At 66.7% G+C, this 26,807-nt stretch carries 20 protein-coding genes; 9 read left to right on the top strand and 11 right to left on the bottom strand.

Annotation, left to right across the window (positions count from 1 at the left end; genetic code table 11):
* Nucleotides 1-19 precede the first annotated feature (19 nt).
* Together CCK87_RS17185 and CCK87_RS17180 are read left to right on the top strand one after the other, a co-directional pair.
* A complete protein-coding gene (locus tag CCK87_RS17185; protein WP_249273964.1) occupies nucleotides 20-1,963 on the top strand; it encodes an amino acid transporter in 1,944 nt (647 codons plus the stop codon).
* A gap of 265 nt (nucleotides 1,964-2,228) precedes the next feature.
* Nucleotides 2,229-2,471, top strand: a complete 243-nt coding sequence (locus tag CCK87_RS17180) for a hypothetical protein (protein WP_140162916.1) — start codon at nucleotides 2,229-2,231, stop codon at nucleotides 2,469-2,471.
* 101 nt (nucleotides 2,472-2,572) lie between these two features.
* Here the strand turns inward: CCK87_RS17180 and CCK87_RS17175 are convergent, their stop codons facing one another.
* Genes CCK87_RS17175 through CCK87_RS17150 form a run of 6 tightly spaced genes read right to left on the bottom strand, consistent with a single transcriptional unit; the run spans nucleotide 2,573 to nucleotide 10,388 of the window.
* Nucleotides 2,573-3,061: a hypothetical protein gene (locus CCK87_RS17175; RefSeq protein WP_086462655.1), complete on the bottom strand. Its 489-nt coding sequence runs from the start codon at nucleotides 3,059-3,061 to the stop codon at nucleotides 2,573-2,575.
* 35 nt (nucleotides 3,062-3,096) lie between these two features.
* Complete coding sequence (locus CCK87_RS17170) at nucleotides 3,097-6,177, bottom strand: glycoside hydrolase family 2 TIM barrel-domain containing protein (protein WP_086462654.1); 3,081 nt, start codon at nucleotides 6,175-6,177, stop codon at nucleotides 3,097-3,099.
* Nucleotides 6,178-6,218: 41 nt separating this feature from the next.
* On the bottom strand, nucleotides 6,219-7,427 hold the full coding sequence (locus CCK87_RS17165) for an MFS transporter (protein WP_086462653.1): 1,209 nt from the start codon (nucleotides 7,425-7,427) through the stop codon (nucleotides 6,219-6,221).
* Complete coding sequence (locus CCK87_RS17160) at nucleotides 7,420-8,592, bottom strand: ROK family transcriptional regulator (RefSeq protein WP_086462652.1); 1,173 nt, start codon at nucleotides 8,590-8,592, stop codon at nucleotides 7,420-7,422. The genes CCK87_RS17165 and CCK87_RS17160 overlap by 8 nt, the downstream gene beginning before the upstream one ends.
* 39 nt (nucleotides 8,593-8,631) lie before the next feature.
* Nucleotides 8,632-9,399 (bottom strand): glucosamine-6-phosphate deaminase, encoded by a 768-nt coding sequence (locus CCK87_RS17155; RefSeq protein ID WP_086462651.1) that lies wholly within the window; start codon nucleotides 9,397-9,399, stop codon nucleotides 8,632-8,634.
* Nucleotides 9,396-10,388 carry a BadF/BadG/BcrA/BcrD ATPase family protein gene (locus CCK87_RS17150; RefSeq protein WP_170927339.1) on the bottom strand — a complete coding sequence of 331 codons (993 nt, stop codon included), beginning with the start codon at nucleotides 10,386-10,388 and terminating at the stop codon, nucleotides 9,396-9,398. The genes CCK87_RS17155 and CCK87_RS17150 overlap by 4 nt, the downstream gene beginning before the upstream one ends.
* 313 nt (nucleotides 10,389-10,701) lie before the next feature.
* On the opposite strand from CCK87_RS17150, the gene CCK87_RS17145 reads away from it, so the two are divergent.
* The 5 genes from CCK87_RS17145 (at nucleotide 10,702) to CCK87_RS17125 (ending at nucleotide 18,734) form a co-directional block, all read left to right on the top strand.
* Complete coding sequence (locus tag CCK87_RS17145) at nucleotides 10,702-11,952, top strand: extracellular solute-binding protein (protein ID WP_086462649.1); 1,251 nt, start codon at nucleotides 10,702-10,704, stop codon at nucleotides 11,950-11,952.
* Nucleotides 11,953-12,059: 107 nt separating this feature from the next.
* Nucleotides 12,060-13,019, top strand: a complete 960-nt coding sequence (locus tag CCK87_RS17140; protein ID WP_249273963.1) for a sugar ABC transporter permease — start codon at nucleotides 12,060-12,062, stop codon at nucleotides 13,017-13,019.
* Between the two features lie 62 nt (nucleotides 13,020-13,081).
* Nucleotides 13,082-13,915 carry a carbohydrate ABC transporter permease gene (locus CCK87_RS17135; protein ID WP_249273962.1) on the top strand — a complete coding sequence of 278 codons (834 nt, stop codon included), beginning with the start codon at nucleotides 13,082-13,084 and terminating at the stop codon, nucleotides 13,913-13,915.
* Nucleotides 13,916-13,920: 5 nt separating this feature from the next.
* Complete coding sequence (locus CCK87_RS17130; protein ID WP_086462648.1) at nucleotides 13,921-17,004, top strand: glycoside hydrolase family 38 C-terminal domain-containing protein; 3,084 nt, start codon at nucleotides 13,921-13,923, stop codon at nucleotides 17,002-17,004.
* On the top strand, nucleotides 17,001-18,734 hold the full coding sequence (locus tag CCK87_RS17125) for a hypothetical protein (protein ID WP_086462647.1): 1,734 nt from the start codon (nucleotides 17,001-17,003) through the stop codon (nucleotides 18,732-18,734). The genes CCK87_RS17130 and CCK87_RS17125 overlap by 4 nt, the downstream gene beginning before the upstream one ends.
* Before the next feature lie 9 nt (nucleotides 18,735-18,743).
* On the opposite strand, the gene CCK87_RS17120 is transcribed toward CCK87_RS17125, so the two are convergent.
* The 3 genes from CCK87_RS17120 to CCK87_RS17110 are packed head-to-tail and all read right to left on the bottom strand — an operon-like array spanning nucleotide 18,744 to nucleotide 21,124.
* A complete protein-coding gene (locus CCK87_RS17120) occupies nucleotides 18,744-19,160 on the bottom strand; it encodes an SseB family protein (protein ID WP_086462646.1) in 417 nt (138 codons plus the stop codon).
* A 9-nt stretch (nucleotides 19,161-19,169) separates the two neighbouring features.
* The gene (nucS, locus tag CCK87_RS17115; protein WP_086462645.1) at nucleotides 19,170-19,865 is read right to left on the bottom strand and encodes an endonuclease NucS; all 696 of its coding nucleotides are present in this window, start codon (nucleotides 19,863-19,865) and stop codon (nucleotides 19,170-19,172) included.
* Nucleotides 19,866-19,885: 20 nt separating this feature from the next.
* Nucleotides 19,886-21,124, bottom strand: a complete 1,239-nt coding sequence (locus CCK87_RS17110) for an MFS transporter (protein WP_086462644.1) — start codon at nucleotides 21,122-21,124, stop codon at nucleotides 19,886-19,888.
* A gap of 67 nt (nucleotides 21,125-21,191) precedes the next feature.
* On the opposite strand from CCK87_RS17110, the gene CCK87_RS17105 reads away from it, so the two are divergent.
* Nucleotides 21,192-22,244: a LacI family DNA-binding transcriptional regulator gene (locus tag CCK87_RS17105; protein WP_086462643.1), complete on the top strand. Its 1,053-nt coding sequence runs from the start codon at nucleotides 21,192-21,194 to the stop codon at nucleotides 22,242-22,244.
* A gap of 248 nt (nucleotides 22,245-22,492) precedes the next feature.
* Complete coding sequence (locus tag CCK87_RS17100) at nucleotides 22,493-23,467, top strand: type IV toxin-antitoxin system AbiEi family antitoxin domain-containing protein (protein ID WP_140162915.1); 975 nt, start codon at nucleotides 22,493-22,495, stop codon at nucleotides 23,465-23,467.
* A gap of 96 nt (nucleotides 23,468-23,563) precedes the next feature.
* On the opposite strand, the gene CCK87_RS17095 is transcribed toward CCK87_RS17100, so the two are convergent.
* Together CCK87_RS17095 and CCK87_RS17090 are read right to left on the bottom strand one after the other, a co-directional pair.
* A complete protein-coding gene (locus CCK87_RS17095) occupies nucleotides 23,564-25,141 on the bottom strand; it encodes a hypothetical protein (protein ID WP_086462641.1) in 1,578 nt (525 codons plus the stop codon).
* Nucleotides 25,138-26,604 carry a glycosyltransferase family 87 protein gene (locus tag CCK87_RS17090; protein ID WP_086462640.1) on the bottom strand — a complete coding sequence of 489 codons (1,467 nt, stop codon included), beginning with the start codon at nucleotides 26,602-26,604 and terminating at the stop codon, nucleotides 25,138-25,140. The genes CCK87_RS17095 and CCK87_RS17090 overlap by 4 nt, the downstream gene beginning before the upstream one ends.
* Between the last annotated feature and the right edge of the window lie 203 nt (nucleotides 26,605-26,807).

The following is a 26,807-nucleotide window of genomic DNA, read 5'->3' as shown; positions in this document are numbered from 1 at the left end:
AACCATGCAAGCTGTACTCATGACGACTACTTCTGCGCGACGGCGCGGCTTCGGGGCCTGGCTTCTCGACGGCCTGACCGACGACTCCGGCGCGCACCAGGGTCCGCACGCGGCGAAGATCGAGAAGACCCACTCGTGGTGGCGGGTGATGTGCCTCACCGGTGTCGACTACTTCTCGACCCTCGGCTACCAGCCCGCGATCGCCGCCGTGGCTGCGGGCCTGCTCTCTCCCTTCGCCACGGTCGTGCTCGTGCTGCTCACGCTGTTCGGGGCGCTGCCCGTATATAGACGCGTCGCCCGCGAGAGCTTCCGGGGCGAGGGCTCGATCGCCATGCTCGAGCGCCTGCTGCCGTGGTGGGGCGGCAAGCTCTTCGTACTCGTGCTGCTGGGCTTCGCGGTCACCGACTTCATGATCACGATCACCCTGTCGGCGGCGGATGCGACGGCGCACGCCGTGGAGAATCCGTTCGCCCCGAGCTGGTTCCACGGAAACGAGGTGCTGATCACGCTCGTTCTCGTGGCGCTGCTCGCGGCCGTGTTCCTGCGTGGCTTCAAGGAGGCCATCAACATCGCGGTGGTACTGGTCGCCGTGTTCCTCGTGCTTAACGCCATCGTCATCGCCGTGTCGATCGGGCACGTCGCCCAGAACGCGGTGGTGATCACGGACTGGTGGGCGGCCCTCACCGCGCAGCACGGCAACCCCGTCGTGATGGTCGGTATCGCGCTGATCGTGTTCCCGAAGCTCGCACTCGGTCTCTCCGGTTTCGAGACGGGCGTGGCGGTCATGCCACAGATCTCGGGAAAGCCCGGCGACACCGAGGCCAACCCGGCCGGTCGCATCCGGGGCGCGCAGCGGCTGCTCACGACGGCCGCGATCATCATGTCGACGTTCCTCATCACCTCGAGCATCGTGACGACGTTCCTGATTCCGCAGGAGAAGTTCAAGGCCGGCGGCGAGGCGAACGGGCGTGCCCTCGCCTACCTCGCGCACGAATACCTCGGACCCGCGTTCGGCACGGCCTACGACATCAGCACCATCTGCATCCTGTGGTTCGCGGGCGCCTCGGCGATGGCCGGCCTGCTGAACCTGGTGCCCCGCTACCTGCCGCGCTACGGAATGGCGCCGCAGTGGGCCCGAGCCGTGCGACCGATGGTGATCGTGTTCACTCTGATCGCGTTCGTGATCACGATCGTGTTCCAGGCGAACGTCGATGCGCAGGGTGGTGCCTACGCGACCGGCGTGCTGGTGCTCATCACCTCGGCATCGGTGGCCGTGACCCTGTCGGCTCTGCACAAGAAGCAGCGCAAGCGCACGGTCGGATTCGGCGCGATCGCCGTGGTCTTCGTCTACACGACCATCACGAACGTCTTCGAGCGGCCCGACGGTGTGCGCATCGCGGCGCTGTTCATCCTCGGCATTCTCGTGGTGTCGATTGTGTCGCGCGTGCAGCGCTCGTTCCAGTTGCGCGCGACGAGCGTGACACTGGATGCGACGGCGCAGGACTTCGTGCTCGCCGACGCGGATGCCTACGACCAGGTTCTCATCGTGGCCAACGAGCCCGACGACGGCAGCGCCAGCGAGTACCGGCAGAAGATCTCAGACGAGCGTCGCGACAGTGGAATCCCGTCGCGGCGACCGGTGATCTTTCTCGAGGTGTACCCGACCGACTCGTCGAACTTCGAGGAGGACCTCGAGGTGCGCGGCGTCGTCAGGCACGGCAACCGGGTGCTCGAGGTGTCGAGCGGCAATATACCGAACACGATCGCCACGGTGCTGCTGAACATCCGCGACCTCACGGGAACGGTGCCCGATATCTACTTCGAGTGGACAGAGGGAAACCCCATCTCGAACATGTTCAAGTACCTCATTACGGGCGGCGGCGAGGTGGCCCCGGTCACCCGTGAGGTGCTGCGCCGGGCGGAGCCGAATCCGAGGCGCCGCCCTGATGTTCATGTGAGCTGAGCCCGGCGGCTTGTGAGTTCTAGGTCGTAGCTAGCTCACACGACCGCCATCACGCAGATAGGAAGGGCCAGAGTGGCAGAAGACGCGAAGCTCAGCCAGCTGTTGACCGACTACATCGGGTACGGCAGATATGCGGTGCCCCGGTGTACATGGGATCGCGTCGACCTTTCGGAACCGGCGCTCGATGCGCTGGCGTGGCTTTTCTCTTACGGATGGAAGTAGACGAATCCAGGCTCGGCGGCGCAGGGCGTTGGAGTATTGAGTCATGGCATTTATGGCGTATGCGAAGAAGACCTTCTCGGATGACACGATCGCCGCTTATGAATTCGGCTTCCGGCCTGAGGAACCGATCCACGGCGTGTTCGTTGCGTCGGCGGTAGACCCGGCCGAGTGGCACGTTTATGGCGCCGACAGGGTTCTCCGCACGGCTGAGGTCACGCATCGCAAGGGCGCCGCCGCTTTCGCCGAGACCGGCGAATGGCCCGCCTGGATCGCGTTCAACTCGTGATCGTCGCGGCAGCGTAGGAACCCGACCGCCGAGCGCGGGAGTGCGCGCCGAGACGGGTGGCAGCGCCACCGCGCTGGACGGCAACACCCGCGCTCGGCGAGCTAGGCGCCGCCGAGCAGCTGCAGTGGCAGCGCGCCGAAGATGAAGAGGGGCAGGGGTGCCACGATCGTGACTACCCCCGTCGCCACGCTCCAGGTGCTGGCGCGCCTGCCGGAGCTGTAAGCGGGCGGAGTCGCGCCATCCGGAGCTTGAGCCCGCGCTTGATCGGATGTCGGGGCTTGAGCCTGTGCTTGAGCCGGTGTCGCCGCGGGCGCGGGCGCCGGCGCGTGCAGCGCTGCCCAGCGGCGGCCCCGGCGACCGAAGACGATCGCGCGCACGGCGAAGATCCACAAGATGGGCACGCAGATCAGCACGAACGGGGCCAGCACCAGCTGCGAATCGGTGCGCAGCAAGTAGTACGGCGCCCAGAGTACAAGGAAGCCGATGACGGTCAACGACGCCGCGAGCAGAGCGTTCACCGTCGCCTGCCGCGCGGCCGTGTTGACCACCGGCTTCGGCAGCAGCTGGAGGTTGCTCTTGGACGGTTGCATGGATGGGAGCCTACTGCCCGCCAGCCAGCCTCGAACTACGCGGCAGGTGCGGTGAAGGTGACCGACAGGCGCGCGGGCTGAGGGGCGACGCGATAGGCGGGCAGGATGCCGGGACCGCACGTGGCCGTGCCGACGCCGGCCTGCAGCACGTCGATCGATACGTGGCTCTGTGTGCTCGTGGGCAGTTCATCGGCGTGGAGGGTGCCATCGAGCTGCTCCCTCGACCACCGCGACACGGTCACGATCAACCCCTGTGAAGCCTGCTCGGCGTGATTCTCACTTAGCCCGATCACGCTCCCTCTTGCCAGTTCGAGCTGTGCCTCGCTGACGCCGCGACGTGCGCCGCTCTCCTGCGGGCGCACATGTGCGGTGTGCAGCTGCTCGGGCCCCGCAGACCATCGTCCCCAGCGGTTGGCCTGGCCGGTGTCGGCGTAGCCCGCCCCCGGGCCCTGGCCCACCCAGTCGAGGCGGTCGGTCGGCTCCTCGAACACCAGGTCGATTCCGAGCCGCGCCCAATCTACGACCCAGGGACCGAAGGGCTCGAACGAGGCGTCTAGCCGCAGGCCCTCGTCGGTCTGACTCCATCGAAAGCTGGTGTCGATTCCGACGTCGCGCATGGGCGGGGCCCAGCGGGTGTCGACCACGATCGTGTCGCCGTCCAGGCGGATGCCGCGCAGGCGCGGAACCATGCGATCGAGGCCTGCGTCCCGCCAGCGATCGGCGAGGGGCGGAAGCTCCGGTTCGTCCCAGCCGACGCCGCGGTCATTGTCGACCGGTGCCCTCCAGACTCCGACCGACGGGCCGCTCACGGCAACGCCGTTCAGCCGCAGGAGTCGTCCGGTTGCGGGATCGATCAGACTGCTGCCGAGAGCGATGCCGTCGGCACTCGCGGTCGGGGCGCTGACGGAGGGACTCGCGTCGCCCGTGGGCACCAGTGTGTCGCGGTCCGTGGCTCGAACGGCCGATTGGCCCCAGCTCACGACGTGGCCCGCGGGCGCCCAGGATGTCGCCTGCCGCAGCGTCGCGAGAATCGTCACGGCATGCATCCGGCCCCGGTCGAGCGGGGTGAGACGTACTTCGGAAGGCAGTGTGGCCACGCTGCTCGTGTGCGCCGCGGTCGGAGGAACCGCGAGAGTTCCCGAGCGGACGACTCCCTCGTCGGTCTCGAGCTGCCACCGGAACTCGAGGTGGTCGAGCCCGAGAGTGTCATAGCGATTGCCGACCGTCACCGAGAGGTCTTCGGCGTCCACGTCGATCTTCACCGGTGCCGTGAGCTGAGCGAAGTCGGCGAGACCGGGTCGAGGCTCACGATCTGCGCTGACGAGTCCGTCGATCACGAAGTTTCCGTCGTGCACCGCCTCGCCGAAATCCCCGCCGTAGCGGATGACGCGTCGTCCGTCGGCGGCTCTGACCGCGAGGCCGTGCTCGACCCACTCCCAGATGAACCCGCCCGCCACGCGAGGAGACTCGTCGATCAGACGCTGATACTCGGTCAGCCCACCCGGTCCGTTGCCCATGGCATGCGCGTATTCGCAGAGCACGAAGGGCAGCCCACGTCGGTGCAGCTCCTCGGGGGTGGCGTCAGACGGTGCCGGAGTGTCGTGCTCGAGAGCGATCGCTTCGACCTCCGCGACCGACGCGTACATGCGCGAGTAGACGTCGACGTAGGTGCTGCTCCAGTCGCCCTCGTAGTGCACGAGCCGCGACGGATCCCTGCGGTGAGTCCACTCGGCGATGGCCTCGAGGTTCGCCCCGACCCCTGCCTCATTGCCGAGAGACCACATGATGACCGAGGCGTGGTTCTTGTCGCGCTCTACAGTGCGGCGCATGCGGTCGCGGTAGGCCTCACGCCACTGGTCGTCATCGCTGGGGTTGTCGCGCCACCCGACCGGCTCGAAGCCATGCGACTCGAGGTCGTTCTCGAGGATCACCCAGAACCCGAGTTCGTCGGCCAGATCGAGAAAGTCGGGGTGCGGCGGATAGTGCGAGGTGCGGATCGCATTGATGTTGTGCGCCTTCATCAAGATCAACTCGCGGCGTGCCGCCTCCAGAGGGACGATGCGGCCCCTCTCGGGATCGTGCTCGTGCCGGTTGACTCCGCGCAGGGTGATCGGGGCGCCGTTCACCAGGAGGACGGCGTTCTCGACGGAGATCGAGCGGAATCCGACTCGCAGCGTGACCGTCTCGCCGGGCGTTCGCACGACGACCTCGTGCAGCGTCGGCGTCTCGGCGGTCCAGGGCTCGACCGACGGGATCACGTGTTCCGTGCCCGCGGGCGATCCGTGGATGCCGAGGGTCGGCGCCCACACGAGCGCGTCCTGAACCGGCGGCGCGCCCGACTCACTCGACCCGAGCGCGTCCTGATCCGATGCGCCCGACTCGAGCGAGACATCCACTCGCAGCCGGCCGGAGCCATCTGCGGCGTCGAACGAGGCGTGCACCTGGGCGTCGCGGATGCCGTCGGCGGGCCGCGCCTCGACGGTGACGCTGCGGAAGATGCCGGGAAGCCACCACATGTCTTGATCTTCGAGATAGGTGGCGGCAGAGAACTGTGCCACCCGAACGGCGAGCACATTCGCGGCGGTTCGGAGGATGCCGCTCACCTCGAACTCGTGGGTCAGTCGACTGCCCCGTGTCGTGCCGAGTTCGACCCCATTGAGCCAGACCGTGGCGGCCGACTCGATGCCGTCGAATCGCAGGATGCTGCGCGAGGCCGAGAAGGGTTCGTCGGCATCGAAGACCAGAAGGTAATCACCGATGGGGTTGGCCTCGGGCGGGTGCGGCGGGTCGACGGGAAACGGGAAGTCCACGTTCGAGTAGGCAGGAGAGCCGAAACCCTGCAGGTTCCAATGACCGGGAACCGTGATCGTCGACCACGAGCCCGATGAGGCGCCGTCATTCGCGGCAGCATCGCTCATCCAGTCGTCCTGGGGAGCCGTTCTCGCGGAGGGCGACAGGCGGAACATCCATTCGCCGTCGAGACGGAGAGTCGGCGCGTCGCTCGAGAGGTGCGCGCGGGGCGCGAGCGATCCGCGGCCGGGGCCCGGGTCGGAGAGCTCCGCGACGAACGCCTCGGCAGACGAAAGAGAGGCTTCGAGGTCGAGGGGTGCTGTCATGGCGAGAGTCTTTCACGTGGTGGTGGACGCGGGCGAGGGGGTCAGGGTCGAGGAAGCGAGCGCACGGCACGGCCGGAGGCTGAGACAGCCGCGGCGATGACCGCGATGATCGACGCCATGGCGAGCCGTATGTCGATCCGTTCGCCCAGGGCTCCGATCGCCGGCGGGCCGACGATGTTCGCGATCGACGATAGCGAGGTGACAGCCGCGACTTTCGCGGGGCCGCGCAGAGGATCGGCGGCGGCGAGCGCGATTCCGATCGGCACGTTCAGGGCCGATCCTGCGCCCCACAGCACCATCCCGCAGATCGCCAGGGGCAGCGACGGCGCCAGGGCGAAGACGCCGAGGCCCAGAATGGAGACGGCTCCGGAGAGGCGGAGCATCGTCAGCCGACCGAGCCTGTCGATCGCCGGCCCGCCGACGAGGCGAACCACCGTTTGCGCGACGAGGAACGCGGTCAAGGCGATGGCGCCTTCGCTCTCGGGTGCGCTGAAGGCGTCGACCACCGAGAGGGCCGCCCAGTTGTTCGCCGTGCCCTCCGACAGGGCGGCAGCGAAGACGATCACCCCGAGCAGCAGCGTCTGCGATTCGGCCCAGACCCGCAGCGAGGCGCCTTTGGCGATGGGAAGCGCCTGTGCGGCGGCCAGGTGATTCTCTCGAACCTCGAGTGCGAGCGGGCGCACGAGCCGAGCGACCAGTGTGCGAATGATGACGGCCACGAGCGCGAGTCCGAAGAGCTGGGGGAGAACCGTCACGCCCAGCGCCGCTGCGGCCCCTCCGGTGGCGGCGCCCACGGCCGAACCGATCGAGTAGCCGGCGTGGAACTGGGGCAGAATCGTGCGTCCGACAGAGCGCTCGTTCGCCGCTGCGAGGATCGATTGCGGCACGTTCGTGAGGGCGAACGCGGCGCCGTGCAGCACGTTCGCGAGAAGGAGGACGGGCAGGCCGCCGACCTCCATCGAGAGTCCGAGCAGAAGATACGCCAGCACGAAAGCGCCGGTGGCCAGCTGGTAGGTCAGGAGGGGGCCGAAGCGCATGACGGCTGCACCGGCGAAGGTCACCATCACGAGGGTGCCGATGGCCCCGGCGCTGAGAAACAGGCTGACGTCGGAAACCGACAGGTCGAGACCCTCGCGGATTCCGGGAAGCCGGACCATCCACGATGACAGGGCGAGACCGTTGAAGAAATAGGCGAGCAGGATGCCGAGGCGCACGGGAGTGAAGGGCGCCTTGGCGGTCGATTCACGCAAGATAGGTGGACCCTCTTACCTGTCTGGTGATGATCTCCGCCACGCCCAGGAGCGCGCCGTCATCCCCGAGGGTTCCGGCCACGAGACGCGGGGGGAACGGGATGCGTCCCACCAGACGAGCCGAGATCTCGCGGATGGCGAAGGCCGGATGCCGAGCGAGGTGTCCGGCGAGAACGATGACCTCGGGGTCGAGCACCGTCGCAAGCGCCCCGCAGGAGAAGGCGAGCAGGTCGAACAGCTCGTCGGCGGCATCCTTCGCCGAGGGGATCTTCTCGGCCGCGTCGTCGAGGAGTCGCTGCATGGCCTCCGGCGCAGCCAGTCGCACCTGACCGTGTGTGCTCGCGATGCCCGCGATTCTCGATTCGAGGTCACCCTGGTCGGTGAAGTAGCGAGCGAGGGCGCCGCGCTCGGTGAAGAGGAAGCCGACCTCGCCAGCCGCGGAGCGGAACCCGCGGTAGATCTCTCCGTTGTTCACGATGCCGGCGCCGACGCCCTCTCCGAGGAGGTACGACGCCACGCTCTGAGTTCCCCGGCCCGCACCGAGGGCCCACTCGCCGAAGGCGATGCAGTTCGCATCGTTCTCGACGTGCACGGGGAGATCGGTCGCGCTCGCGACGATCGAAGCGAGCGCGATGTCGCGCCAGCCCAGCTCGGCCGTGTTCATCACCCGGCCGTCGTGCACGATGCCGGGAACGGAGATGCCGATCCCCATCAGCTCACGTTTCTCGCCCGCGGCCGCCTCGACGAGCCTCTGGGTCAGGGCGAGCGTGCCCGCCAGTCGGGTGGAGGCCGAAACGGCGCCGGTGGCCGGATCGTCGTCGAAGACGACGACCTCGGTGACCACGGTCTTGCGGCCGAAGTCACGCAGAAGTCCGTGAGCCGAGTCGCGGCGCACATCGACGGCTGCGATCACCCGAGACTCTCCGGCGGCTCGCAAGAGATTGGATGGGCGTCCGCCCGAGGACTGCTGCATGCCCTCGTGAGCCAGAATGCCTTCGGCGAGCATGGCGGCGCTGAGCCGTTCGACGGTGGCCGGGCTCAACCCGGTCTTCTCACCGATCTGTTTGCGAGAGAGGGGACCGTTCTCTTCGAGGCAATCGAGGATCGCCGTTCGATTGATCTGCGTGACGACACGGGTCGTTGCTGTTCGCTTCTTCATGTTCATCGATCTCTTCTTTCGACAGCGTGCCCGGTCTCGGCGGTCTCAGCTCAGCGACGACGCCGCGGCCTTGTCTAGAAGTATGGTGACGTCGGCGTGCCGGCGGAGTGCGGATGCGGGACTCGCCTCTGCGATCGGACCCTCGAGTGCCCGGGCGACGGCCTCCGCCTTGCCGGAGCCGAATGCGAGCAGCACGATCGAACGAGCCTTGAGAATCGTTCCGATTCCCTGGGTCATGGCTTGCCGCGGCACACGGTCGATGTCGCCGTCGAAGAACCGCGCGTTCGCTTCTCGGGTCTCCTCGGCCAGATCCACCACCCGGGTCGGTGAGTCATGCGGAGAACCCGGCTCGTTGAATCCGATGTGGCCGTTGTGGCCGATGCCGAGGATCTGCAGGTCGACCCCGCCTATCGCGTCTATGCCTGCCTCGTAGGCGCTGGCGGCCGCGTCGAGATCGGCAGACGAGCCATCCGGCACAGCGACGAGACGGCGGTCGAACCCGAGTGGTTCGGTCACCTCGGCGTCGATGACACTCCGGTAGCTCTGGGGCGCACGGGGGTCGATGCCCACGTATTCGTCGAGGGCGAAGGCTCGCGCTCGCGAAAGGTCGAGAGGCTCCGACTGCAGTGACCGCGCGAGCGCGCGGTACACGGGCGAGGGCGTCGACCCGGTGGCCACGCCGAGCGCTGCCGTCGGCTTTTCTCTGAGCAGGGTCAGGATGCGGGTGGCCGCCACCTCGGCCGCGGCTTCGGCGTCTGCAGCGACGCAGACTCTCAGCGAGGTGAGCGGGTGGGCGAGCGAGGGCGAGCTCATGACTCGAGCACCGATCGCTCGACGAGCGCGGCCCGCAATTCGCCGGCCCACTGCACGGCGCCCTGCACGGGAGGGGTCCGGACGACCAGAAGCTCTATGCCCGGCAGGATCCGCTCGAGGTGAGTGCGTACCGCCGCCTCATAACTCGGCTGATTGACGATCACTCCACCACCCGCGACAACAGTGCGGCCGATGGCGCCTCGTCTGATCACGTGAGCAGCGCCCTCGGCGAGGTCGAGTGCGGCGCGGTCGATGATCGCCGCGGCTGCGGGGGATCCGGCCGCGGCCAGGTCGAAGACGATCGATGCGTGCCGGCCCCAGGCCGCTCCGCTGGCGCTCGACGACGCCTGTTCGGCCAGCTCCGCTGCACCGCGGGCGCCGAAAGCGCCGAGCATGGCGGCGAACAGGGGATCATGATCGACCTCGTCCCTGTCTGAGGCAGCGAGCGTGGCGCGCAGGGCTGCAGTGACCAGATCGTGAGAACTCCCCTTGTCGCCGAGTGGCCATCCATAGCCGTCGACCGTCACACGGGCTCCGGTCGCGGTCGTTCCGCTGATCACCGCGCCGGTTCCGACGATCATCTCGATCGTCGGTCGGATCGTCGTGGCGTGGTGCAGCAGAAGGGCGTCGTTCACGACGGTCACCTCGGCCTCCAACAAGGAGCTGAGTCTCGCCTCGGTCAGCATGATCTGCTCGTCGGTGTCGCATCCGTGCACCCCGGCGACGATGACCGTGTCGCGGGTGATGGAGCCGAGCGAGCGCACGGTCGCGCTGAGCCGAACGAAGTTGTCGTCGTCGGAGAAGAGCGAGCCACGTCGCCACTCTGCGGAGGGCACGACGATCTCGGTCGTCGAATCGCTCCCGTCGATGGCACGGATGTGGGTCTTCGTTCCGCCGACATCGATGCCGACGACCGAGAGCGACACCTCGTCGCCACGCGCATGCGGGGTCGACGACGGATGGCGGGGTGGTTGGGCGCCTGAAAGCACGACTCTCCGGTTCTCTTCGTTCGTCAGTAGCGGGTGAGGAGGTCCATCCTTTCGCGAGGCGATCGGCTGCATCATTGCCTCATAGTGATAATAAAGCACGCTCTCGCGCTCACTGCAAGCTTGCTGAAGGTGAGACCCGCAGAGAGGGAATCAAATGTTTCACGTGTGTAAACGCCTGTTTCAAGCCGAAGAAGTTCGGGGACTCACGTGGTTTTGGTCGTTGACCAGATAACCCTTGCACTGATACAAAAGATCAACTGAGAAGCGATGTATTACAGCGCTTCGCCCTCACCCGCCCCATGAAAGGCTCACTGTGAATCACAGAATTCGCGTCGCTGCGACGGTTGTCGCGGTCGGAGCGCTGCTGGCATCCATAACCGCCTGCTCCAGTTCGAATGACGAATCGGCCCCCCTCAAGTTCGTGCTTTCGGGCGACGCGACGCAGGGCGGCGGCTACCAGAAGATGGCCGACAAGTACTTCGAGGAGACCGGCACCAAGGTCGAGATCGTCGACGTGCCGGGAGACGATCTCACCACGCGTCTGCGCAATAGCGCGCAGGCGGACGACCTTCCCAACATCGCCGCGGCGGCCAACGTCGATCCGCTGTGGAAGGATCAGCTGCTCGACCTCACGAGCGTCGCCAAAGACGCCAACGTGCTGCCCACTCTCACCGTCGAGGACCCGGCCGACAAGAAGGTCAAGGCTCTTCCCTCCAGCCTCACCTCGGTGGGCATGTTCATCAACAAAGACCTGTGGGACAAGGCCGGCGTGAGTTACCCGACCGACGAGGGCCAGACATGGACCTGGGACGAGTTCGTCGCCAAGGCCAAGCAGGTCCAGTCCGGCGCGGGAGCCCAGTACGGACTCACGATGGACGCGTCGGCGCACCGCCTTCGCTCGTTCCTCTACGAGTTCGGCAGCCAGGGCGTCGTGCAGGATGGCGACGACTTCTCGATCGACGACGAGGGCAAGACCGCCCTCGAGTACTTCAAGACCATGAACGACGACGGCTTCATGCCCAAGTCGGTGTGGACCGCCGGTGACGACGCAAGTGCCACCTTCAAGAGCGGACAGGTCGCCGCCTATTACTCGGGCGTGTGGCAGATCGCGGACTTCCAGGCGAACATCACCGACTTCGCCTGGGCCTCCGTTCCGACCCCGCAGCAGCCGGTCAAGGCGACGAACTACGGTGCCGCATCGTGGATCGTCGGTTTCAGCGGGCAGGGAAAAGACGAGGCGACGACGAAGTTCATCTCGTGGCTCTACCAGCCCGAGAACTACACGGCCTACTGCGAGATCGCCGGATGCCTGCCGTCGGTGAGCGGTCTGAACGTCTCGTACCCGAAGAACGCCGACGCGTTCGCGCTGTACAACGCAGAGATCGCAGCATCGCCTGACGTGTCTGCTGTGCAGACCACCGACCAGCTGCGCCAGGGCTACGAGGGAAAGAGCCTCGAGGTCGAACCTCTGAAGGACGAGACCATCAAGTACATCAGCGGTGAGCAGTCGATCGACCAGACGATCGACGCGATCACCAAGGCGACCAAAGAGGCGCTGGGCTGACCTCATGATCCCGGTGCGCCGTTGTCGGCGCACCGGGACCGGGTCTCACCCGTGCGCAGCACGACGCGCAGCCTGAGCCATCTGAACACCACACCCGAGGAGAGAACATGACCAGCACGATGCGCAGCGTCGTCGCCCCGAAGGCCGAGGATGCGCCGACAGCCGCGGGTGCCGTCACACCGCCTCGTCGACGTGGTCGGGCGAAACGGCGATACCGCCTGACACCCCTGCTGCTCTCGGCCGGAGTGATCGTTCTCATGGCGCTCTTCTTCATCTGGCCGGGTGTGCTCGGCCTCACCTACTCGTTCACCTCGTACAAGGGTTTCGGGCCGATGAACTTCGTCGGCCTCGACAACTACACGAAGCTGGCCGGCGACCCCACGTTCTATGCAGCGCTCGGTCGCACCCTGATCTACACCGTCTTCTCCGTTCCCCTCGGATATGCGCTGTCTCTTTCCCTCGCGGTCGCTCTCACGAACGTGCGGGCACGGGGCAAGACAGCCGCCCGCATCATCTTCTTCTTGCCGTGGCTGGTGTCGCCCATCGTCACCGGTGTGATCTGGCGCTGGATGTTCGGCGAGAACTTCGGCTTCGTGAACTACGTGATCACCGCGCTCGGCGGGGGCGCGGTGCCGTGGTCGTCAGACCCCAACCTGTCGCTCATGGTGGTCATCGTGGCGTCCTCGTGGGCCGGCGCCGCGTTCAACATGCTTCTCTTCATCGCTGCCCTCAACAACGTGCCGAAGTCGTACTACGAGGCCGCTCAGCTCGACGGGGCGAACGGCTGGCAGCGCTTCGTCTCCATCACCCTTCCCGGAATCGCGCCCACGTCTGTCCTCGTGATCCTCCTCTCGACACTCGGTCAGATGAAGGAGTTCGCGATGATCCAGGCGCTGAACAACGGTGGCCCCGGTACCTCGAATCAGCTCATCGTGCAGTACATCTACCAGACGGGCTTCGCCCAATCCAATGTGGGCTACGCCAGCGCGGCGTCGATGGTGCTTCTCGTCATTCTGATGGTCATCGCACTCATCCAGATCGCGATCAACAGGAAGGCCACTCGATAATGGCGACCGAGACGATGCCGCAGTCGACAGGTTCACGATTTTCTCGATTGCCCCGAGCTGTCATGCGCAAGAAGTCCGGCGAGATCCGTCGGTCTATCCTGCCGACCACCATGCTTTGGGTGCTCGCCATCCTCATGGCTTTTCCGCTTCTGTGGTTCCTGCTGTCCTCTTTCAAGGGAGGCGGCGAGCTCTTCACCTATCCGCTCTCCTTCCTGCCCCGGGAGTGGACGATCGACGGCTATGCGAGGGCGTGGGAGCGTATCGACTTCGTGCGCTACTTCGGAAACACGATCGTCGTCGCCGCCATCACCACAGCCCTCACCGTCTTCTTCTGCGCGACCGCGGGGTATGCGCTCGCGAAATACCGCGCGCCGTGGCTCTCTGTGTTCGCTCTGTGCATCCTGTCGATGACCATGCTGCCCGGCGAGGTCATCCTGAGCCCGACCTTCTCCGTGGTGCGCGACCTGGGCTTCTACAACTCGCTCCTCGGTGTCATCCTGCCCTCGATCCTGACGCCGACGGGCGTGTTCATGTTCAGGCAGTTCTTCATCACTGTGCCTGACGAGCTGCTGGACGCCGCCAGAATCGATGGCGCGAACGAGCTGTCGATCTTCTTCCGGATCATGCTTCCGCTGGCACGACCGATCATGCTGACGCTGGCCATCATCTCGTTCCAGTGGCGCTGGAACGACTACATCTTCCCCCTCATCATTCTGAGCGACCCAAAGAACTTCACCCTGCAGATCGCGCTGCGCAGCCTGCTCGGGTCGGAGAACATCGACTGGGCCATTCTCTTGGCCGCTTCGGTCATCTCGATGATTCCGCTCGTGCTCCTCTACCTGGTGTTTCAGAAATACATCACCAGTTCCGACATCAACACGGGACTCCGCGACTGACCTCCATGCACCTCGATCAAGACAAGTCCGCCGCCCGGGTCGATCGCTTCCTCGGCGAATTCCTACCGCCCGCCATCGTCTTCGACGCCATGCCGGTCGAGGCCGGCGCCTGGAGGGTCGCCGGCGAACCGGTGCCGTTCGAGGATGCCCGAGACGCCAGCTTCACGCCGATCGCACGGGGCGTCCGTTGGGGTGAGCCGTGGGGCACGACCTGGTTGCATGTCACCGGCACCGTGCCCGAAAGCTGGAACACAGCGGAGGGCCGTTACCGCATCGAACTCTCGCTCGATCTCGGCTTCTCGCAGTCGAAACCGGGCTTCCAATGCGAGGGACTCGTGCGCACCCCCTCGGGTCGCGCGGTCAAAGGGCTGGAACCGCGCAATCATCACGTGCCGCTCGACGTGCTCCCGGGTGAGGCGTTCGAGTTCTACGTCGAGGCGGCATCGAATCCCGACCTCTCCGGCGGCGACGACTTCAAGAGCCAGCGGGCCTTCGCTCCGACCCCGTTCGGCGACCGCAGCACGGCGCCCGCGGGTGAGCTCTACACGCTGGGTCGGTTGGAGCTGCGACTGATCGACGTCGAGCTCGAGTCGTTCGAGCTCGAGCTGAGGGTACTCAGGGGGCTGATGGCCGAACTGGCCGAGTCCGATCCGCGCCGACTCCGTATCCTCCTCGCGCTGGGCGCCGCGCTCGATGCGCTCGATCCCGACGACCTCGGTGGCAGTGTCTCGGCGGCGCGAGCCGTTCTCGAGCCGGTGTTGGCGGCGCCCGCGGCGCACTCCGCCCATCGGATCGTGGCGACCGGTCACGCGCACATCGACTCCGCCTGGCTGTGGCCGACCCGCGAGACCGTGCGCAAGTGCATCCGCACGTTCTCGAACGTGCTCGACCTCATGGATCGCGATCCCGAACTCAACTTCACCTGTTCGTCGGCTCAGCAGTACGCCTGGGTGAAGGCCGCAGATCCGGAGCTGTTCTCTCGTCTCGCCGCTCGCGTGCGCGAGGGGCGCTTCGTGCCGGTGGGCAACATGTGGGTCGAGTCCGACGTCACCATGCCGAGCGGAGAGTCGCTCGCGCGTCAGCTCCTCGAGGGTGGTCGCTTCTTCATCGAGGAGTTCGGCGAGGCCGCAGACGTGGGCTGGTTGCCGGATTCGTTCGGCTACTCGGGCGCGCTGCCGCAGTTGTTGCGTCAGGCCGGTCTGCGCTGGTTCTTCACTCAGAAGATGAGTTGGAACGAGACCAATGCGATGCCGCATCACTCCTTCGTATGGGAGGGCATCGACGGTTCGCGCATCTTCACGCACTTTCCCCCGGTGAACACGTACAGCGGCGACATGCGCCCCACCGAGCTGGCGCGAGACAACCGCAACTTCAGTGACCACGGAGTGGCGAGCACCTCGTTGATGCCGTTCGGTTATGGCGACGGCGGCGGCGGACCCACTCGCGACATGATGGCCGCGGGTCGACTTCAGTCCGACCTCGAGGGATCTCCGAAGTTGCGCTTCGCCACAGCTCGTGACTTCTTCACGGAGGCCGAGGCGGAGTACGTCGAGCCGCCCGTGTGGTCGGGAGAGATGTACCTCGAGTTCCACCGGGGTATCTTCACCTCTCAGGCACGAACCAAGCGCGGCAACCGCCGCAATGAGCGTCTGCTCGCCGAGGCGGAGACCTGGGCGTCCGCGGCCACCGTACTCATGGGCGCGCCGTATCCCGGCGCAGAGCTCGACGAGTTGTGGCGCACCGTGCTGCTGCTGCAGTTCCACGACATCCTGCCCGGAACGGCCATCGCGTGGGTGCACAGGGAGGCAGAGGCGAGCCACGCCGATGTCACCGAGCGGGCCGAGAAGCTCATTGCGGCGGCGCTGCGACACCTCACCGGCGAAGGCGAGATCGCGATCGCGCTGAACGCGTCGCCGGTGACCGTGCGCGGTATCGCCGCTCGCACGGGGCGGGTCATCGAAGAAGACGCGGCTCAGACCTCGGCAGCGACGGGAGTCTCGAACACCGAGGCTCGCGGCGACGCAGGCCCGTTCGTGCTCGAGAACGACGCGGTCGTCGTTGTGGTCGAGCGAGACGGCACGATCAGTCGAATGAGCGATAAGGCCACTGGCCGCAACCTGATCGCCGAAGGACGCCGGGCGAATCTTCTGCAGCTGCACAGAGACGAACCGAACCAGTGGGATGCCTGGGATCTCGACGCCTCCTACCGCACGAGCTCCCACGACCTCGTCGAGGGAACCGCGTCGCTCGACGGTGACGCCGTGATCGTTCGCCGACAGTTCGGTTCGAGCAGCGTCGTGCAGCGCATCGAGCTCGACGGTGCCGCGCCGACGGTGCGCATCCGCTCGGAGATCGACTGGCACGAGCGTCGCAAGCTGCTGAAGCTCGCCTTCCCGCTCGATCTGCACGCGCCCGCTGCCTCCTACGAGACGCAGTTCGGCCACGTGACGCGCCCCGTTCACACGAACACGTCGTGGGATGCCGCCCGCTATGAGGTCTGCGCCCACCGCTGGCTGCACGTCGGCGAGCCCGGATTCGGCGCAGCCGTGGCCAACGACGGACTCTACGGTCACGACGTGACGCGTCAGGTCGACGATGGCCGCGTCGTCACAGTAGTGCGCCAGTCGCTGCTGCGCGCCCCGACCTTTCCCGACCCCGAGGCGGACCAGGGCATCCACGTCATCACGAGCACCCTCTCGGTGGCTCCCGGCATCGCCGACGCGATCAGGGCCGGGCGAGCATCGGATGCGCCGACGCGAGTCGTGCGCGGAGGTCACGTTCCGCCTCGGCTCATCGCTGCGACCGCACCCACGGGTGCCACGCCGACATCGGTCATCGCCGAGACCGTGAAACTGGCGGCGGATGCGTCGGGCGACGTGATCGTGCGGCTGTACGAGAGCGAGGGGCGGCGATCGAATGCCAGAATCGAGGCGGGCTTCGCCATCGAGTCGTGCACGATCGTCGATCTCCTCGAGCGGCCACGGGTCGATGGCCCGGCGGTCACCGCCGAACCCGACGGCGGGTTCCTCCTCGAGTTGAGACCATTCGAGGTCGTCACCCTCCGCATCCGAAGGAGAGAGAACGCATGAGTGCGAGCACGACGAGCACGAACCTTCTGAGGGTTCTCGGAGAAGACGAGGCTCTACTCGACCACGATTTCATCTCGACGCTGCTCGATGGCGCTCTCGAGCAGTCCGCCGATCTGGCATCGACCGACGCCGCCGACGTGGCCGGCTGGGGACATCGCGAGCTGATGCGCGCGGTGCTCGTGCTTGTGGCGATAGAGATCGCGGGCGCAGAAGAACGAGCCTCTGCCTGGCTTGAAGCGTCGGAGCGCTATGTATATGCCCTGGCGGGCATGCAGGGCGCTGGGGGACTGTTCTCGAGCGAGGGCAACATCGACTCGCCTCCTGACACCGCCTTCACGATCAACGACCTCTGTTCGACCGTGTCGCTGCTCGACGGGGCCGACGACTCCGTGCGGAACCGTTGGTCGGGCATCCGGCAGCAGCTCGAAGACATCGCTCTGCGCGCCGCCCCGGCTCTGGCGACGGGTGGTGTGCACACCCCCAACCATCGTTGGGAGGTGGCGAGCGCGCTCGCGGGACTCAACGCCCTCTGGCCCGACGGCCGGGTGCGCGCCCGAGCCGAGCTGTGGCTGGACGAAGGCATCGACATCGATGCCGACGGCCTGTACTCCGAACGAAGCGGAATCTACGCCGCGGAGGTCACGAACCCGAGCCTTCTGAACATCGCCCGCGACCTCGACCGGCCGCAGCTGCGCGACATCGTGCTGCGCAATCTGCGCGCCTATGTGGGGCTCGTCGAAGACGACGGCGAGGTCGAGAACCTGCACTCGCGCAGACAGGATCAGCGACTCGCCTACGACGTCGAACTGTTCCTCTCTCCGCTTCGCCAGCTGGCGATCGAGCACGGCGATGGCAGATTGGCCGCGCTGGCCTCGGGGATCGTCTCGAGGGGGATGCAGCACCCAGGGCGGCACCTCGCCGAGGTCCTTCGCCATCCCCAACTGGCTCGGCGACTGCCCGCCGTCGTCGGTGCAGCGGTCGCCGAGGAGACGTTCTACCCGGAGAGTAGTCTCCTGCGTGTGCGCCGGGGGCCGGTGTCGGCCTCGCTCTTCGCCGGCAGCGACTTCTCGCGCACCGGCCGCATCGCCTCCGGACTCGCCAACTCGGCGACCCTGGTGAGGGCGCGCCGGGGTGGTGTGGTTCTTCGTTCGGTGCGGATCGCCCCGACCTTCTTCTCGATGGGATGCGTCCGGCCGCAGAGCCTGGAGCGCGTCGAGGATGGGGCGGTGCTCCGCGAAACGCGCAGTTCCGGCTACTACGAGCCCCTGGTCGTCGGGTCGCCACGCGATCTGTCGGAGCCCGTTTCGGAGGGCCGCTACTTCGCGTCGATGGACTTCGAGAACCGGTCGGTCGATGCCGTGTCGCTGAGCACGGTCATGACGGCGACCATCGACGAGAACGGGGTGAGTCTCGACGTCGCGTTCGAGGGCGTGGCGACCCGCTATGCCGTCGAGCTCGTGTTCGACGGCGAGCTCGCGGTGAGCGGGGCCGAGGCGCTGGGCGGTTCCGACGAGGGAGCCGGATGGTGGCTTCGCGGGAGCGCGGCGGAGGTCGCGGGCTCGGGCTCCGGTGCCACCATCGAAGCCGCGGGCTTCGGCGACGTGAGGCCCGACTTCGACGAGGGCGAGATGTTCGGCTACGTCGGCGGCAACGACGATATCCCTGGCACCAGGCTCCTGCTCTCCGGCTCGACCCTGACGCCGTCGACGCTGCGCATAACTTTCGTCTGATCCGCTGGGCTAGCTCGAGCCGAGCACCTCGTCGACGAAGCTGCGCTTCACGATGACCTGGCGGCTGCCCGGATCGAACTGCACGGCGACGATCTCGGCGCTCTGCACGATCGCGAGGGCGTCGCGGCCGGACAGGATCGTGCCCTGCACCGCGGCGCGCTCGGCCTCCGGCACTGCGAGCCCGAGCTCCGCGAGGCTCGTGAACAGGGGCAGCACCAGCTGGCCGTCTGTCGAGGTGAGCGTGCGGACACGCGGGCCAGACTCGGGGGTCGAGCCCGTCACATCCACCACCAACCCGCCCGATGTTGCGAGCGAGAGAACCTTCTGGATGCCGGCCACGCTCGGCTCGGCCTCGAAGGCTGCGAGGGCGTCGCGCACGGCGGTGTTGACGTAGCTGCGGGGAAAGGGGATGGGGCGCGTTGCCATAGGTGGCTCCTAGAAGAGTCGGGAGTCGCTGTCGTCGAGGCCGCGCATGGCGTCGTAGTCGAGCACCACGCAGCGGATGCCGCGGTCCTGCGCGAGCGTGCGCGCCTGAGGCTTGATCTCCTGAGCCGCGAAGATTCCCTGCGCCGGAGACAGGTGGGGGTCGCGGTTCATGAGTTCGAGGTAGCGCGTCAGCTGTTCGACCCCGTCGATGTCGCCGCGGCGCTTGATCTCGACGGCCACGGCCGCGCCGCCCGAATCACGGGCCAGGATGTCGACGGGCCCGATGGCGGTCATGTATTCGCGGCGAACGAGCGTGTGCCCGTCGCCCAGCAGGGTGATCTGCTCGGCCAGCAGCTTCTGCAGGTGCGCCTCGACTCCGTCTTTCTGGAGGCCGGGGTCGATGCCGAGTTCGTGCGACGAATCGTGCAGCACGTCGTAGATGCTCACGACCAGTACGTCGTCGGTCTTCTTCTGGGTGACCTTCCAGACCTCGGTGATGCCGGCATCCGCCTGCGTCTGATCGGGCTCGTCGAAGGTGATGTAGCAGGGCGGGCTCATCCAGTTGAGCGGCTTGTACGAGCCACCGTCGGAGTGCACCAGGATCGACCCGTCACTCTTCAGCATGAGGAGTCGGGTGGCCAGCGGCAGGTGCGCGCTCAGGCGGCCTGCGTAGTCGACGGAACAGTTCGCAATGACGAGACGCACCCGTCGAGTGTAGCCGCGCCCTACTTCGAGTACGTGCGCTCGCGGGTCGCCGGCGACGCGAAGAACGACAGCACCAGCAGCGCGAGAATCACGTAGAGGGCGTTCAGGATGCCGAAGTGCTCGCCCAGGAATCCGAGCAGTGGTGGGCCCGCGAGGAACGCGGTGTAGCCGACGATGGCCACGGCGCTCACACGAGCGGCCGAGTTCTTCTCGTCGTCTGCGGCCGCGCTCATGCCCACGGGGAATCCGAGCGAGGCACCGATGCCCCAGAGGATCGCTCCGATGATAGTGACCCACATGTCGGTCGAGAGGATGAAGAGCAGGAGCCCCGCGATGCCGATGACCGCCGTGACGCGCAGCGTCGGAACGCGTCCGAAGCGGTCGAGCAGAGGACCGCCCGCGACGCGCCCGACGGTCATGGCCGCCACGAAGATGCCGAAGACGATGGCGCCCGTGGTGTTGGACTGCTCGTGTCCGTCGACGGTCGCGATCGCGATCCAGTCGTTGGCGCTGCCCTCGGCGAACGCCATTCCGAGCATCACCGCTCCGATGAGCAGCAGGCGCGCGTCGGCCCATACGGCCAGGCTCGCCTTGAGCCGCTGGCCGAGCGGGATGCGCGGGGCTGAGCCTGCGGCGTCGGCTGTGTCTGCGGCATCCAGATCGTGGGGGATGAACCTGACGGCGGCGATCACGGCGACGACGAGAATGACGGCGATCGTGATCAGGTGCGCGAAGACCGGGATGGCGAGGGCCGAGGCGAGGGCGCCGATGCCCGCGCCGAGAACTGTTCCACCAGAGAACATGGCGTGCATCAGGGGCATCAGCGTCTTGCCGATGGCCCGCTCGGCGGCCGCGCCCTCGACGTTCATCATGACGTCGCAGGCGCCGTTGCCGAAGCCGAAGAGCACCAGGCCGATGAAGGCGATGGTCACGGCGGGAACGAGGCCTCCGCCGATGCCGATGAGAACGAGGCCCGTCGCGACCAGGGAGATGCAGACGGTGATGCCGGCGCGGGGCCCGAAGCGGCGCAGGATGGCGGGCGCGACGATGAGTCCGACCACCGAACCGGCCGACATTCCGAAGATGAGTACGCCGACGTTGGCCGTGTTCAGCTCGAGTCCGTCGCGAATGGCGGGGAGCCGCGCCACCCACGTGGCGATGCTCACGCCGCTCAGGATGAAGATCACGAAGACCGCGTTGCGCCAGGAGATGAGGGTTCGCGGAGGATGCACGGCGACGTCGCTCGTGGGAGTGGTCATGGGGTGTCCTGAAGAGTTGGAGGAGCGGTATCGCGCGAGATCGAATCGATTCGACTACGCTACCAACATGACTGCGAGCGATCAACACTCCCGCCGTCCCACCCTGGCCGACGTGGCCAAGGCCGCCGGCGTGTCCGTTTCGACCGCCTCGATCGCGTTCAGCGGCTCGGGCCCGGTGTCAGATGCGACGCGCCAGCGCGTGCTCGCCGCCGCGGCTTCACTGGGCTACGACGGTCCAGACCCTCGGGCACGCTCGCTGCGTCAGGGGCGGAGCGGCGTCATCGGAGTGGTTCTCGAGGGCAGCCTGCTTTACGCCTTCCGCGACCCCGTGACATCCATCACTCTCGACGGAGTCGCCACCGCGCTCGGACCGCAGGGCGCCGGCATTCTGCTGCTCACCGACTCGGGCGAAGGCGCGGCCACGATCGACACGGCGGCCGTCGACGCCGTGATCCTGCTGGGATGCTCGACCCGCGTCGACCACTCGATCGAGGTCTTCGGTCGTCGCGACATTCCCGTCGTCTCGGTCGAGGGGCCATCACGGCCGGAACTCGTCGAGGTGACCCTCGACAACCGCGCCGCCTCGGTGGTCGCGGCGCGGCACCTGCAGTCGCTGGGCCACGAGCGCGTGGGCATCGCCACCCTGGGCATCGCCGACGGGCACGAGGCGGGCCCCGTGATCGACGACGTCGAGATCGCCGTCTCTGTCACTCGCGAGAGACTCCTCGGCACCCGCGAGGTGTACCCGGATGCCCCGGCCTTCTCCTCGGTGCACAACACTCCCGAAGACGGTCGCCGCGCGGCGCTCGCCCTGCTCGGTGCTGCGGAGCGGCCGACAGCGATCGTGGCGCAGGCCGACCTGCTCGCCGTCGGAGTGATCCAGGCGGTCGAGGAGCTCGGCCTGGTGGTCGGGGTCGACGTTAGTGTGATCGGCTTCGACGGAATCCGCATCGACGGCTTCGCACACGACCTCACGACAATGGTGCAGCCCGCCAGCGCGAAGGGCCACGCTGCGGGAGCAGCGGTCACGGCGCTGCTGTCGGGAGAGCGCCCCGAAACCCCGATCGCGTTCACGTGCGAACTCCACGTGGGATCGACGACGGGACCCGTTCCGTCGTAACGTCGACCTCCTGAATACGACCTCCTGTCTCAGCACCTCCTGACCGGGATCCTTCGACAGGATGAACTGACGACACACCGTCGTTCGTTCGACGACGCACCGACGTCGTCTTCTTTCGTCCTGTTATACGAAAGCGTCCGGCGATGTTCGACCCCGACTTCTCCTCCCGAAAGTCCGAACTCGACGGTTTTTCCTCACCACGAAGACCCGTGATCCACCGATGAGTCGATCGGGACGACGATCCTTGAATGAGTGTTTCCTCGAGAGATCTCTGGCTCCTTCAGGATTGTGTCCGTCGTAACGGCAACGTCGCGTCGAGGCGCACGCTCCTCGAGGCACGAGTTGACTCTGCCGACATCGATGTGGCATGCCGATCGGGGCGCCTCGAGCGGCTCCGCCGAGGAATGTATGCGCTCCCTGAGGCCGACATCGACCAGCGTCGGGCAGTGCTCGCCGGCGGGCGTGTTGGCTGTGTCAGTGCGCTTCGCCGTGTCGGGGTATGGGGCGGGCTCGATAGGGCGCTTCATATCCACGTTCCCGCATCGGCATCTCGCCTCCACCTCGACGAGATCGCCGCGCTGGGCCGGAGTGCCGAGATCCGTCGAACCGACAAGGCCTTCTGGGCGGAGCCGGGCCGACCACGCGTGCACTGGCAGCGCGCGAATGCGCCAACAGCGCGGTCGTGGGCGTACGACTGGCTGGTCGATCCGATGAGCGCGCTCCGTCAGGCCGTGCTCTGCCTCGACGACGAGCATGCGATCGCGGCCATCGACTCCGCACTGCGGAAGAAGGTCGTGCGCGACCACGACCTCGAGTCTCTCTTCACGTCTCTCCCTCGCCGATTGCAGAGGATGAGACTCGAGCTCGATCCCGCGGCGGACTCTGGTCCCGAGTCAATCGTTCGGGTGAGGATGCGACGGGCAGGGTTCGAGGTCGAGCCGCAGGCGAGTATTCCGGGTTCGAGCGACCTCGATCTGCTGATCAACGGCGTTGTCGGCCTCGATATCGACAGCCGCGCCTGGCATACGGGAGAGGAGCAGACCAGCTGGGACTATGGAAAGACGCTCCAGTCGTTCGCCTTCGGACGGCCGACGCTCCGGATTCTTCCGCACCACATCTTCGACCTGTGGCCATCGACTCTGGCGGCCATCAGTCGGGTGGTATCGGACGCGGAGGAACTTCACCGTCTTCGACGAATGAACCGGAATCGTTCGACAGGATGAATCGACGACACTCCGTCGCTGAGCCGGTGGCACGCCGAAGAACTCTTGATCTGTCCTGTCGTAGCGACGAGGTGTACTCGATCAGCGCGCCGAACGTCAGCGCGTGAAGACCTTCACCCAGAGGTTCGGGTAGTGCCAGCTGTCGGACTCGGCGAAGCCCGCATCCTCGATCGCCTGCTCGTTGAGCTCGCGATCGCGACCGCTCGACACTAGGATCACGGTGTTGTGGCCCTCGAGCATCTGCGTGTCGACGGGGTTCGACGTCTCCCAGAGCCGGGGCAGCGAGCCCACGGGTTTGTCGAGGGCGACATCGTCGAGCGAGGTGAAGGCCCACGGGTACGAGTACTCGACGACCCGTGCTGTGGCGGTCGGATGCCACGCCACGCTTCCGAAGACGACGGCGGGGTGTGCGTCGGCCGGCAGAGTGGAAGAGACCTCTCCCACGCGCCAGGCCGCCTGCGACCACGAAGATTTCTGCTTCGCGCCGGTCGTTCGCTGACCCTCATAGCTCGGCTGCGTGAGCAGGGCCAGAACGAGCACCCCGGCGACCGCGGCCAACGCGGTCCACGGAACCGATCGCATCCGGGCCGCAGCCGGCCCCTTAGAGAGCCGAGCGGCCCGCCGGGTCAAGCGGCCGAGGCCGACGATGCCGCCGGCGATGGCCACGGCCAGGGCGGGCATGAGGAACGTGAGGTAGCGCGGGGAGTACAGCGGGGTGATCAGCACCGAGGTGAGCACGAGCACGACGGTCGGCACGACCAGCCACGGCAGCACCCAGGCCATGAGATCGCGGGCTGCGCGGGCGCGGGCCGCAGATGAATGTCTTGCCACGATGAACGTGGTGATGCCGACGAGCACGACGACCCAGGTTAAGATCGCGAAGGGCGTATTGCGCGGGGCGAACTGGGTGACGAGGATTCCGGTGAGGGTGCGCTGGCTGATCGGGTCGATCCAGGAGAGCTGGCCCGATTGTCCGGCCACGATGAGCACGAAGGGAATGCAGACCAGGCCTAGGGGAATGACCGTGCGTCCGAACGCGAACAGCTGTCGACGGTTGAGGGTGCCCGAGAGTGTGAGCACGACCACGGTCACGGCGTGCGCCACCACGACGAGTGAGAGATAGACGAAGATTCCCACCGAGAAGAGCCCCACGGCGGCGTACGCGAGCCAGGGCCAGACGGCCGACCAGCGGCCGGACGGTTCGCGCGCGGCCGCCAGTGCCCGCATCAACAGCAGCGTCAGGGCAACCGCGAGCAGCGCGGTCAGCGCATACGAGCGCCCCTCGATACCCGCCCAGGTGAACCGGGGGATCGTGATCAGCACGACTCCGGCGAGTAGCGAGAAGCCGCGGGTTCCGAATCGTGAGGCGAGCAGCATCGTGAGAGCCACCGTGCCGCCGGAGACGATCGCGCTGGGCAGCCGCAGAGTGAACGGCGAGTACCCGACGATGTCGAACCAGACATGGATGAACGCGTAGTACAGCCCGTGCACCGCATCGACGGTGTGCAGCATCGCCCACAGTTCGGGCCAGGTGCGAGTAGCCGAGACGATCGTGGCCGCTTCGTCGTACCAGATCGACGGAGTATCCGTGCCGATGGCGACGACCACGATGGCCACGATGGCCAGAAGAGGGATCTCGATGCGCCGAGACAGCAGTGCTGTGATGCGTGTCACGACGATACCTCCGTGATGCGACCGGATGCGCTGGGCTGGCTCGAGAGCCGGCCTCTGCCCGGCAGGTGGAGACCGCCGCCTCTCGCGAGGTGCTGCCTATAGAACCATGCGACGACGACGATCAACGTGGCCAGCGCGAGCCCGCCGCGCATCACATCGACGGTGGGAACGAACAGACGCACGGTGAGGGCCAGCGCTACGGCGAACCATTCCCAATGCTGACTGAGAACGATGAAGGGGATGAGCAGAAGTGCGTACCAAGGGTAGCGGGGGCTCACGATGATGAGGATGCTGCCGATGAGGACCAGCTGCGGCAGCCAGGGGGAGGTCGGGCTCGCGCGCCACCAGGTGAGCCCCGTGATCACGGCGATGAGTATCGCGGCCACGATTACCGCGGACTTGCCCGGCAGGACGGTCGAGAGCAGGGCGAAGCTGGTTCCGTCTTCATAGCCCTCTTCAGACAGGTAGCCGGGAAGGTAGCCGAGAACCTTGATTCCCGAGGTCAGCACGTAGGGAACGTAGAGTGCGGCGAAGGTGGCGACTGAGACCAGGATGAGCGTGAGGGGCCGCTTCTTCAACAGGGGTGGCGCGACGATCACGGGGATGAGTTTGGTTGCGATGGCCGCGCCGAGCGCGATTCCGCCCCAGACCCGCTTGCCGGATGCCACGAGCAGGCTGGCCGCGAGTGCGAGCGCCACCCCGAGAACGTCTACGTGCGAGTTGGTGATCGCCTCCGTCGCGACCAGGGGACACCAGGCCCAGAGGGCCGCCCATCTCGGATCCATGCCGCGGCGGCGGAGGGCGACGAGGAGCATCCAGGTGATGCCGAGTGAGATCACGAGACCGCCGACCTGGAATGGCCAGTATTGGACGCTCGGGTCGACGAACCAGCGCACGCTGGCGAAGTAGAGCTCGGCCATCGGCGGATAGATGGTGGGATCGTGCGGTCGATTTATCGCGGTGCAGAGCAGTTCTCGCGAGGGCGACGACTTGGTGTCGTTGTACCGGTTTCCGACGCCAGGGCAGTCCGCATCGTGATCGACGTCGTTCTTGCCGGCGGCGGCGCTGTCGGCGACGGCCGTGCCGGCGGGGGTCGGAAAGAGCCAGTCGGGGCGCAACTCCTTCGTGGAGTCGGCCACGGGAATGTGGGCGTAGGGGGAGACTCCGGCGTTGGTGACGATGCCGTCCCAGGCGTAGCGCGCCGAATCGGTGCTGGTGTTCGGCGGCCCGAGCAGCGCGGCTCCGCCTATGGCGAGGGATCCGGCGATGATGACGGCCGTCACATGGCGGGCCGGGACTTTTCTCAGGGCGAGAAAGGCGAGGGCGAAGAAGAGCCAGGCCGCTCCGATCACGACGATGAAAGCGGGAGCGTCAGCGCGGGTGAACAGTTGCAACTGGGTCGTCGCGAAGCCGATGGCTACCGCGATAGCCGCGGTGGCGGCAAGGGTCAGGACTGTTCTCACTGATTGATCCTTGCATCATCGGGCTGGGAATGTTCGGGGGTAGCAGAATGGCCCGCCGCGTAAGCGGCGGGCCATTCGGGTTGTGCGGGGTGTTACTTGGTGTTGACGGTGATCTTGGCGATTCCGACGAGGAGTCCGGGCTTGACGGCGTCGGTGCTGAAGGTCTTGTTCAGCAGGCCGGCGGCGTCGGAGGAGATGTGCAC

It is taken from the genome of Agreia sp. VKM Ac-1783 (genome assembly GCF_900177765.1).
In the GTDB taxonomy this organism is placed as follows: Bacteria; Actinomycetota; Actinomycetes; order Actinomycetales; family Microbacteriaceae; genus Agreia.
The sequence above is the reverse complement of the archived record's forward strand: the minus strand, read 5'-3'. Positions and strand labels throughout refer to the sequence as shown.

Coding starts and splice junctions, on each gene's coding strand:
- CCK87_RS17175 (WP_086462655.1), bottom strand. CDS start 3,061: ATGCAACCGTCCAAGAGCAACCTCCAGCTGCTGCCGAAGCCGGTGGTC.
- CCK87_RS17120 (WP_086462646.1), bottom strand. CDS start 19,160: ATGGCAACGCGCCCCATCCCCTTTCCCCGCAGCTACGTCAACACCGCC.
- CCK87_RS17135 (WP_249273962.1), top strand. CDS start 13,082: ATGCGCAAGAAGTCCGGCGAGATCCGTCGGTCTATCCTGCCGACCACC.
- CCK87_RS17140 (WP_249273963.1), top strand. CDS start 12,060: ATGACCAGCACGATGCGCAGCGTCGTCGCCCCGAAGGCCGAGGATGCG.
- CCK87_RS17100 (WP_140162915.1), top strand. CDS start 22,493: ATGAGTGTTTCCTCGAGAGATCTCTGGCTCCTTCAGGATTGTGTCCGT.
- CCK87_RS17105 (WP_086462643.1), top strand. CDS start 21,192: ATGACTGCGAGCGATCAACACTCCCGCCGTCCCACCCTGGCCGACGTG.
- CCK87_RS17170 (WP_086462654.1), bottom strand. CDS start 6,177: ATGACAGCACCCCTCGACCTCGAAGCCTCTCTTTCGTCTGCCGAGGCG.
- CCK87_RS17185 (WP_249273964.1), top strand. CDS start 20: ATGACGACTACTTCTGCGCGACGGCGCGGCTTCGGGGCCTGGCTTCTC.
- CCK87_RS17130 (WP_086462648.1), top strand. CDS start 13,921: ATGCACCTCGATCAAGACAAGTCCGCCGCCCGGGTCGATCGCTTCCTC.
- CCK87_RS17125 (WP_086462647.1), top strand. CDS start 17,001: ATGAGTGCGAGCACGACGAGCACGAACCTTCTGAGGGTTCTCGGAGAA.
- CCK87_RS17155 (WP_086462651.1), bottom strand. CDS start 9,399: ATGAGCTCGCCCTCGCTCGCCCACCCGCTCACCTCGCTGAGAGTCTGC.
- CCK87_RS17110 (WP_086462644.1), bottom strand. CDS start 21,124: ATGACCACTCCCACGAGCGACGTCGCCGTGCATCCTCCGCGAACCCTC.
- CCK87_RS17180 (WP_140162916.1), top strand. CDS start 2,229: ATGGCATTTATGGCGTATGCGAAGAAGACCTTCTCGGATGACACGATC.
- CCK87_RS17160 (WP_086462652.1), bottom strand. CDS start 8,592: ATGAACATGAAGAAGCGAACAGCAACGACCCGTGTCGTCACGCAGATC.